The organism is Sheuella amnicola, assembly GCF_010499255.1.
Taxonomy (GTDB): domain Bacteria; phylum Pseudomonadota; class Gammaproteobacteria; order Burkholderiales; family Burkholderiaceae_B; genus Zwartia; species Zwartia amnicola.
On record NZ_JAAGRN010000005.1, the window covers coordinates 119,984 to 130,923 of the forward strand.

Sequence of the window (10,940 nt, forward strand, 5' to 3'; positions counted from 1 at the left end):
CATATTTTTTTATGTATTACAGAAAAAATACGCTATCCAAGTGCTACATTGGGCTATCCCTGTTTTGCCACATATTGATCATCATTCATGAATCAAACACTTGCCATCCAGCACGGACAAAACCTTCCCGACCGTGTAGCCGAACTTGGAAATCTTCCAAATGCTTTACTCAAAGCAAACCCAAAGACAGCCATCGTTTTTATCGATAGCCAGGGAAAACAAGTTGACCAGAATTATGAATGGTTGATCAATCAGGCAAAGAAAATTGCGACGGGTTTTACAACCCTGGGCTTAAAGCCGAAAGACAAAATCTTGCTTCAGCTGATTCAGTCCGAGGATATTCTTCCTGCGTATTGGGGCGCACTATTTGCCGGCGTCGAACCTATTATCGTTCCAATGCCGGTCAGTTATGACATTCAGAGCCGACCGACAGAGCAGCTTGAGCATATCTGGAACACGCTGGATCGCCCCGTGATTTGCACGGTCGAAGCACAACTATCAACAATCAAAAACTCGTCCGCCATTCCGGCGTTTGAACAATGCCGACTGATCTCGATCGAGAATCTGAAAGAACATCAGGCGTGTAAACGAATCCACCAAGCCGAACCGGATGATGTCGCCTTTTACACCTTGTCCTCAGGTAGCACCGGACTGTCCAAAATCGTGCCGCTTACGCATAAAAACATGTTGTCCCGAGGAATCGGCACCAACTTGCTTTGTCGTAACAGTCAAGAAGATGTGATTCTGAGTTGGTTGCCATTCGACCATATCGGGAACATCTCGGCTTATCACATCAGCCCTGTGATTGAAGGCAGCAAGCTTGTTTACGCACAAAAAGAATACATCCTGCCCCATCCTCTGCGCTGGATGGAACTGATCGAAGAGCATCAAGTCACCCACAGTTGGGCGCCAAATTTTGCATTTGCCCTTGTAAGCAAGGCAATGAAGACATACACAGGTCGGCCATTTAACCTATCCAGCCTAAAAGGGCTGTTAAGTGCCGCCGAACTGATTGCTCAATCGACAACACACGAATTTCTTGAGGCCTTGCGCCCTCATAACATGCGACCGGAAGCGCTGATATCGGCCTTCGGCATGGCTGAAGTATGTTCAGGCATTACTTATCACTTGCCTGAACCAGGCAAATCGATCGGCTTTGCCCATATCGATCGAAACCACATGACTGGAAAGATACATCATGTCAGTCCAGACGATCCCACCTGCATTTCATTTGCAAAACTAGGCCCCGTCATTGCCGGCGTTTCCATCAGAATCGTGGATGAGCAGAATCAGCTCGTTCCTGAAGAAACAGTTGGGCGATTTCAAATTAAAGGCGCGGCTCTCATGCCGGGCTACTACCGCAATCCGGTCGCAAATGAAGCATTTGTGGGGGACGGATGGTTTGATACAGGCGATGCCGCTTTTATTACTCAAGGTGAGCTGGTCCTATTAGGCCGAGCAGGTCTAGGCATTATTGTGAATGGCGCCAACCTCTCAAACTCAGAAATTGAAGCTGCGGCGGAACAGATCACGGATCTTTCACCGTCTTTTACTGCAGCTTGCGCTGCCTTTGCGCCCGGATCCGACAAATTAAGCCTTGTTCTTTTTTTCCATTCGGAAATCAAAGAGGATCAAGCGTTATTGGATCTGCTAAAGCGTATTCAATCCACGTTGACCCAAACAGTAGGCATCAAGGCCGACTATCTGATCCCCCTGGATCGACAGTCCATTCCAAAAACAGAAATTGGAAAAATCCAGCATAAACGTCTCATTCAGATGTTTCAAAAGGGTGAGTACAACGACATCATTACTCGAATTGAACAATTGCGCCAAAACGAAGCAGCGTCTCGGCAAGTTCAGTCCGCATCCAGCCCATCATCCGAAATCGAACAACAAATTGCAGCCATTTGGCGCGATGTCCTTGATCTCGAATTTATAGATCTCAAGGACAATTTTTTCGAACTAGGGGGAGACTCTCTGTCGCTGGTTCAAGCGCACGAAAGACTGATGGAAGCGTTTGGATCCGATCTGACACTGGTCGATTTGTTTACTTCGCCAACTGTCGAATCGCTTGCCAAAAAAATCGCAGGCGACAAATCCCAGGCATCGCCGTTCACACAAGGCCAAGCGCGTGCACAAGCTCGCAATCAATCGCACGCTTCAGGCCGCTCCACTGACGTCGCAGTCATTGGCATGTCTTGCAGATTTCCCGGTGCGGACGATATTGACGCCTTCTGGAAAAACCTTGTTGATGGGGTTGAATCCATCACCTTTTTTGACGAAAAGGATCTGATCAACAATGGCTTTAGCAAATCATTAGTTGAAAAGCCGGACTATGTAAAAGCAAGTCCATTGCTCAATGACGCACGAGGTTTCGATGCGGAGTTCTTCGGTTATTCGGCGCGTGACGCTGAGCTCATGGATCCCCAGCATCGTCAGTTTCTGGAGTGTGCATGGGAAGCGTTCGAGAATGCCGGATACGATCCAACGACCTACCCGGGAGTAACTGGCGTATACGCAGGCGCCGCCATGAACACCTATCTGATGAACAATATCCTTCCCAACAAAAAGGATCTTGACCCGCAAGACGACTTTAATGTCGCAACGCTCGATTCAATGGGCGGGTTCATGATGATGGTTGCAAATGACAAAGACTATCTGACAACCCGAGTCTCTTACAAGCTGAATCTTTCCGGTCCAAGCGTCAACGTTCAAACGGCCTGTTCCACTGGCCTTGTCACTGTCCACATGGCATGTCAGTCGCTGCTTTCGGGCGAAACAGATTTATTCCTGACCGGTGGCGCCTCTATTCAGTCACCTGAACACGCGGGACATCTCTATCAGCCCGGATTGATTGTTTCGCCAGACGGTCACGTCAGATCATTTGATGCCCAGGCCCGTGGGACTATTTTCGGCAGCGGCGTGGGAGCCGTATTACTGAAGCGGCTCGATGATGCCATTCGTGATGGCGATCACATCTATGCAATTGTTAAAGGCTCCGCAGTGAATAATGATGCGGGCATGAAAGTCGGATACATGGCACCGAGTTCTGATGGTCAGGCAATTGCCGTGGCCGAGGCTATTTCGGTTGCAGGCATTGATCCTGACACCATCGGTTTTGTGGAGGCACACGGCACCGGCACGGAAATCGGCGATCCGATCGAGCTTGATGGCTTAACACAAGTGTTCCGCACGCAAACTCAAGAAACCCAATTTTGCGCACTGGGCTCGGTCAAAACGAACGTCGGGCATTTACAAATCACCTCCGGTACAGCGGGCTTCATCAAGACCGCATTGACTTTGCATCACAAAGTTATTCCGCCGCTGTTGAACTTCAATACCCCCAATCCCGGATTGCACATTGATCAAAGTCCGTTTTTTATCAATACGGAAGCAATCGAGTGGAAAAAGGGCAACCATCCTCGTCGAGCTGGCGTAAACTCGTTAGGTATAGGGGGAACGAATGCCCATGCCATTCTTGAAGAAGCTCCAGAACTTCCTCCCTTGATTAACCCACAGGAACGTCCTCTGCACATGCTTTTTTTGAGCGCGAGGACTGAGCCCGCACTCAAGCAACTGGCCGGACGCTACGCTAGACATTTTGAAGCGCACCCGGACATTGATCTGGCCAATGCTTGTCATACCGCTAATACCGGTCGCAAAACTTTTGATTATCGAGTCGCATTGACCGGTGCCACCGCGGCAGAAATGATTGCTCAGCTGCGATTGATTGAAAGTGATGGCTCAACATCAGGCTCTATCGAGGTTTATTCAGCAAGCAAGGCTCGACATCAGGTCGGATTTTTGTTTACTGGACAAGGATCGCAATACATCAACATGGGACGCGATCTCTACCAATCTCAAACGGTTTTTAAACAGCATGTTGATGATTGCGCGTCTTTGTTCGAGTCTTTAATCGGATCGAATTTGATCGATATTATTTATCCGACAGATGAGCAATCAGCACTGATTCATCAGACGGGTCTGGCTCAGCCGGCATTATTTACGATCGAATATGCCTTGGCCAAACTGTGGCAATCTTGGGGAGTGAATCCTGACTATGTCATGGGGCACAGTCTGGGGGAATACGCGGCTGCATGTATTGCCGGTGTATTTAGCCTTGAAGAGGCGATAAAACTCGTGGCAGCTAGGGCAACCCTGATGCAGTCATTGGAACAAACCGGAGAAATGTGGGCAGTCTCGGCACCAGTCGCTGTCGTTCGTTCATTATTGACTACCGGTAATTTAACGAAAGAAATTTCCATCGCTGCAGATAATGGCCCCGAAAGTGTGGTCGTTTCAGGTGAAACCGGCGCAATCAGTGCATTAATTAAGCAATTGACTGCGCAAGGCATTCGCACACAAAAGCTCAATACATCTCATGCATTCCATTCCAGCCTGATGGAACCGATGCTCGATGATTTCGAGCGTGTGGCGCAGACCATCACATATCGGCTTCCAAATATCAAGCTGGTTTCAAATTTGACAGGCACTGTCGCCTCCGACGAAATCACAATGCCTCAATATTGGCGGCAACATATTCGTCAGTCCGTCAAATTCCGCAGTGGCATTGAAAACATGGCCGAACAGGGATGCAATATCTTTATTGAGATCGGCCCTCGTCCCACGCTGATCGGCCTCGGATCACAATGCGTGACGGGCGAGCACCTCTGGTTGACCAGTATCAAGCCCGCACAGAACAATTGGCTCACTGCGCTACAAAGCATGGCTAAAGTTGCAGTCCGTATCAATCCAAATCTGAAAGGACTTGATCACGGATATCAACGGCGAAAAGTGGCACTTCCAACCTATCCGTTTCAGCACAAACCCTATTGGATGAAAGCGCCGAAACAGGCATCTGTCCAAGCCATGCTTCCAATGGGTTCGGATATGTTACTGGGAAAGAAGCTGCGACTACCCGGATTAACTGCCTCGATATTCGAAAATCAATTCAATACTGAAGCATTCCCGTTTCTGAATGATCATCTCATTGCATCAACCACAGTGGCATCTGGGGCATGTCATGTTGCAATGATGCTTGATGCGGTCGCTCAGCTTTTCAAGTCGCAGCCGATGAGTGTCTCGAACATTCATTTTCCTGCGCCATTGATCATTGACGGGGATCAAACAAGAACGGTGCAGCTCATCGTTGAACAAAATGGCGACGCGGGGCAATCAGCGCAAATCATTAGCTTTAATGCCGACGAGTCCCAGAACGACGTCTGGACATCACAACACGCTCAAGCCGATTTTGTGCCGTTCAAAGAAAGCTCAAGCAATCCGATCGATCTGAGCGCGATCGAAAAACGCTGTCAACAAAAGATTAACGTTGACGAGTTCTTTTCAATGCTGGCCACAAGAAAGATCAACCTGGGGCCCAGCTATAGATGGATCACATCCATCATGCGTGGCGACAAAGAAGCGCTCGGAATGTTAGGTGAGCCGGTGTCGCGAAGCGGGTTGCGCGCAGATCAATTGCACCCTGGCCTGCTGGATGCTGGATTTTCTCTGCTGCTTGCGATGGATATGCATAAAGCGGATGAAGTCTGGCTACCGTTTGCAATTGAAACTGCGAGACAAGTCGTCAGAAGTGAAAATACGCCGGCTGCCGTTTACATGAAATTGCGCGATGACAGCAGTGATGAGCATGCTATTGCCGACGTCACTTTCTGCGACACAAAAGGCAATGCGATCATTGAATTGCAAGGACTACAAGCTCGACGAGCCGATGTATCCAAATTCAATTCCGATCGATCCGGCAATATTTCAAAGCTGCTCTACGAAGAGAATTGGATTGAATTACCTGTAGTAGAGTTGGCAGCGAAAGAATCAAACCCTGCTCCATGGCTCATTTTTACAGACCAGGGCGAAACAGGATCCAATCTTGTCGATCACATCAAGCACCAAGGACAAACTTGTTTGTTGGTTCGCATTGGCGAAAGCACTTCAAGGCTTGGTGCTGATCAACTTGCAATTTCGCTCAACGACATCTCCGACACGCAACACCTAATCGATTTCGTCAAGCTTGCCACCGATGGAGCCGATACATTACAAGGAATCATTCATCTCTGTGCGCTTGATGAAAAGAACATGGATGATGAATCATCCATGCATCAAGCCCATTCGAGCGCATCCCTTCTCGGCTTGATTCAAGCCTGCCTGAAAGGCGAATGGACGATTAAGAATCGTATGGCGATTATTACGCGCGGCGTTCACGTACTACATGACGACACGCATTTGCCTAATATTCAACAAGCCACTGCGTGGGGAATCGGATTAACGATCAATTTAGAGCATCCCGAACTTAACGCAACTTGCATCGATCTTGCGCAATCCGGGGAAATTAGCGAAACGAAAGAATTGTTCGATTCGCTCAACATCAAGGACGATGAATACCGGATTGCGATTCGACATGGTCATCGATTCGGCGCTCGCCTGAAACCCGCAAAATCACTCGCTGCTGAACCGGTCGCTATTAACGACGAAAGTACATACTTGATTACCGGTGGCACAGGAGGCCTCGGTTTACTGACAGCAGCATGGCTCATTGTTCAAGGCGCACGGCATATTGCCTTGCTCAGTCGCAGTGCACCCTCTCCTCAGGTGATGGAAACCATTGGTACACTGAAAACACTGAATGTCGAAATTCGGCACATGGTTGTTGACATTGCCAACAAATCACAATTGGAGGAATGCCTCTCGACCATCGAAAAAGATATGCCTCCATTGAAAGGGGTATTGCATTGCGCGGGCGTCCTGGATGATCACTTGCTAATTGATCAAACCTGGAAAAACTTCACCAATGTGTATTCGGCCAAGATTGATGGCAGCTGGAATCTGCACCAACTGACCGATAGGCTTGCGCTGGATTTCTTTGTGCTATTTTCGTCGGCGGCCTCTTTGCTAGGCAATCAGGGACAGGCCAATTATGCCGCGGCAAATATGTTCATGGATGCGCTTGCAACATATCGAAAAATCCTTGGCCAAAAAGCCATCAGCATCCATTGGGGACCTTGGGCCGAAGTCGGGATGGCTCAATCGGATCAGCAAATTACGCGACATCTGTCCAGTCTGGGATTCACCGCTATTACTCCCGATACGGGACTGGCCGCGCTTTCCCTGTGTCTGAATAATCAAAATTCCAACATTGGAGTGATTGATTGCGTTTGGCAAAAATATGTTCAATTCGCAGCGTCTTGCGCCAAATATCTCTCTTCTCTCACTTCTTCTACAGATCAGACAAATCGACGCAAACAGTCGGGCAATCAATCGGACTTCATCAAAAAACTGCACGAATCCGATCGCACGCAAAAGACGGATCTGATCAAGCAAATTGTGATCGAGATCGTTCAGGATATTCTCGGTGTGGATGCGCATACGGACATTCCTCTTGAGGTCCCTATGACTGATCAGGGCTTTGACTCCTTAATGGCCGTTCAACTGACAAACGCGATTGGCAGGCGACTTGAACAGCGCTTGCCTGTCAGTTTGATATTCAATGCCCCTACAGTGAATGCCATGAGCGAGGCTCTCGCCGGCATGATTGAGGATGTAAAGGCCGAATCCGAAAAAACCTCATTGAATCAACCACAGGATACGGTTCAAAGTGCGCAATCCTTGCTTGATGAACTAGATAAACTGCTTGGATAGTACACATGACTAAATTCAATAATTGGATCACCTGCCCGCATCCCGAACCCAATGCTCAAGTCAGGCTATTTTGCTTGCCTTTTGCTGGAGGCGGCGCCTCAATATATCGCCCTTGGGGAAAGTTACTTGGCAGCGAGATCGAAGTCTGCCCTATTCAGCTCCCGGGGCGTGAAAATCGTTTCAGCGAGACACCGATCAAACAGGCTCAAGCGATGGCACAATCGCTCGCCAATCAAATTCAGCTTTACTCGAATAAACCATTTTTCATTTATGGCCACAGTATGGGAGCGCTTCTTGCGTTCGAACTTGCTCGCGCCCTGCAGGAAAATGGCATGGACATGCCTCAAGGCATCTTTTTAGCTGCCCACCGCGCCGCCCATCTGCCCAGAAAGCGCGAAGCGCTTTATGCCCTGCCTGACGATCAGTTCATTGATCGCCTGAAACGGTTTGGCGGTTTTCCCCAGGAGGTGCTTGATAGCAAGGAATTGCTGGCTTTCTTGATGCCAACGCTAAAGGCTGACTTCACACTTTGCGACACTTATCAGTTTCAATCCGGCACAGTATTACAGTGTCCGTTGCATCTTCTCGCCGGCAACGATGATATCGAAGCGTCTCCCGATGTCGTTGAGCCCTGGAGCCAACATACTGCTGACGTGGCAAAACTGCATGTACTTTCAGCAGGGCATTTTTTCCTTCGCACCCATCAGGACGAGCTGATTCAGATTTTGAAAAAAGTCATCTTGCCTGCAACCGAGAATGAATTAGCCAACATTCATGCCTGATCAGGACCTTTTTTCTTCCGAGTCCCAATCTGATAAAGAGATTGCGCTCAAGCAAGCACTGCGAAAGGCGGGGGACACTATTCGTCAGTTGCTGCAAGAGAATGCCGCCCTGAAGAAAAAAGAACGCATTGCCATAATCGGCATGGCATGTCGATTTCCAGGTGGAGCGAATAGCATTGAAGAATACTGGTCATTGCTCGAGTCCGGCAAAGATGCCATCAGTGAATTCCCTTTCGACCGGCGGAATAAAAATTCATTGTTTTCCTCCGATGATCATGGCACCGAAAAATTGCATTCAGCCAAAGGCGGCTTTCTCAACACATCCATAGACCAATTCGATGCGGCATTTTTTGGGATTTCACCCGATGAAGCGAAAAGCCTTGATCCGCAACAGCGACTTTTGCTTGAACTAGGCTGGGAAGCTCTTGAGCATGCAAGACTCATTCCTGAGCATTTGAAATCCACCCGGACAGCCGTATACATCGGCAGTTCCAACGCCACCGCCGGAATAATCTCACGCACCTTCGGATTCACCGGCCCTTCACTCGCATTGGATACGGCTTGCTCATCCTCACTCGTGGCATTACATCTGGCGACTAGAAGCTTGCATGCTCTAGAGTCGGACATGGCTATGGTTGGAGGAGTCAATTTAATTATCGATCCGGACAAGCTTATCGCCCATTCAAAGCCGAATACCATATCACCCGATGGTGCTTGCAGGGTATTTTCTGCTGATGCAAATGGATATGTGAGAAGTGAAGGTTGCGCCGTCATTATTTTGAAACGGGAATCCGACGCGAAGCGCGATGGTGACAATATCTTGGCCTATGTTTGCGGCACCGCAATCAACCAGGATGGAAAAACGGATGAGGTTGACGCACCAAATGGCCAATCACAACAAGCCGTCATTCATGCTGCATTGAACGATGCGGGTATTGAATCCTCGCAGTTAGACTATATAGAAGCGCATGGCATTGGCACATTGCTTGGTGATCCCATCGAACTTGAGGCCATCGGCAATGTGATGCACAACAGGAGTCAATCTGTTCTGAATGTAGGATCCTCCAAATCAAATATTGGTCATATGGAATCCGTAGCAGGCTTGGGAGGATTGATCAAAATCGTTCTATCTCTCCAGCATCAAAAAATCCCTGCCAACCTACATTTCAATACACCCAATACGCAACTGGACTGGGACAATCTGCCCATGAAAGTTGTTGCCACGCATACAGACTGGCCGCTCAAAAGCAATCCAAATGCATCTCGATATGCGGGGTTAAGCTCTTTCGGATTTGGTGGAACCAATGCTCATATTGTGATATCCGGCAATGATGTCACGCCAGTTGAGGTGATTGAAAAACCTGAACGCCCGATGCATGTGCTGACACTTTCAGCGCGCTCCGAACAAAGTCTTATCGAGCTTGCGCATCGTTACGCGCATCGAATAAAAAATACTTCATCATCCGAATTGGCTGACGTCTGCTTCTCATCCAATACGACAAGATCCCAATTTGAATTTCGGTTTGCCGTAAACGGCGCAAATTCAAATGCAATGGTTAAAAAACTCAATAATCTCAAGTCCGTATCAAAAGTAACCGGACAAACAAAGACGGCGTGGCTATTCTCAGGCCAAGGTTCGGAATACCCCGGAATGGGGCTAGAGCTTTATCAATCACTGCCAATATTCAAACAAACGATTGATCAATGCGCGGTCATTCTTGATCGTACCCTCCCACTGTCTTTGATTGAGATTCTATTTGATCCGGATAAAAACCATCTTCTGGAGACTCAATTTGCCCATCCAGCAATATTCGCGTTGGAATATTCACTGGCTAAAACCTGGCTTTCCTGGGGCGTTCGTCCGGACTACGTTGCCGGCAATGACATCGGTGAATATGTAGCGGCATGTATTGCAGAGATCTTTTCTTTAGAAGACGGATTGCTCATGCTTGCAGCACGGGCGAAAGTCTTGCAGAATCCACCCGACCATGTAGTCATGGCAGAACTCGAAACCTTTTTGAATAGCATCAGGTTTTCGTCGCCATCGATTCCTTTCATTTCGGGCTCCTCTGCAGACAACTCCGAACAGGAATTTACCCAATCGACCTATTGGATGCAGCATATTGGCAAGCATGCCAATCTGATCGAAAACATCAATCGATTAACCGACTTATCGGTTCGCACCTTTCTTGAAATCGGTCCTGATCAGTCCATCAGCGAATACATACGTTCTCATTCGTCAATGACGAATGATCTGACCTTGTGCAGTAGTTTGCATAGAAATTCTCCTCCTTGGGAAGTATTGACCAGCACGGTCGCACAACTTTATATGCACGGCATTCAGATCGACTGGAACGCTTTTGATGCTCCATACAAGCATCGGAAAGTAGATTTACCGACTTACGCATTTGATCGCAAGCGATATTGGATTGATGAATCACATCTAAAAGCAAAAAAAGTCCGAACCAATTTTCAATCCAATCATTCCACACAATATTCAACTTAATA

General features: G+C 48.2%; 3 protein-coding genes. All 3 read left to right on the forward strand.

Annotated features, from left to right (window positions below; translation table 11 throughout):
- Window positions 1–87 precede the first annotated feature (87 nt).
- The 3 genes from G3I67_RS08875 to G3I67_RS08885 are packed head-to-tail and all read left to right on the forward strand — an operon-like array spanning window position 88 to window position 10,938.
- Window positions 88–7,650 carry a type I polyketide synthase gene (locus tag G3I67_RS08875; protein WP_163654419.1) on the forward strand — a complete coding sequence of 2,521 codons (7,563 nt, stop codon included), beginning with the start codon at window positions 88–90 and terminating at the stop codon, window positions 7,648–7,650.
- Between the two features lie 5 nt (window positions 7,651–7,655).
- On the forward strand, window positions 7,656–8,432 hold the full coding sequence (locus G3I67_RS08880; protein WP_163654421.1) for a thioesterase II family protein: 777 nt from the start codon (window positions 7,656–7,658) through the stop codon (window positions 8,430–8,432).
- Window positions 8,425–10,938: a type I polyketide synthase gene (locus G3I67_RS08885; protein WP_163654423.1), complete on the forward strand. Its 2,514-nt coding sequence runs from the start codon at window positions 8,425–8,427 to the stop codon at window positions 10,936–10,938. The genes G3I67_RS08880 and G3I67_RS08885 overlap by 8 nt, the downstream gene beginning before the upstream one ends.
- Window positions 10,939–10,940 lie beyond the last annotated feature (2 nt).

Bases quoted from the DNA above. Each gene is read 5' to 3' on its own strand.
- G3I67_RS08875 (WP_163654419.1), top strand. From the start codon at position 88: ATGAATCAAACACTTGCCATCCAGCACGGACAAAACCTTCCCGACCGT.
- G3I67_RS08880 (WP_163654421.1), top strand. From the start codon at position 7,656: ATGACTAAATTCAATAATTGGATCACCTGCCCGCATCCCGAACCCAAT.
- G3I67_RS08885 (WP_163654423.1), top strand. From the start codon at position 8,425: ATGCCTGATCAGGACCTTTTTTCTTCCGAGTCCCAATCTGATAAAGAG.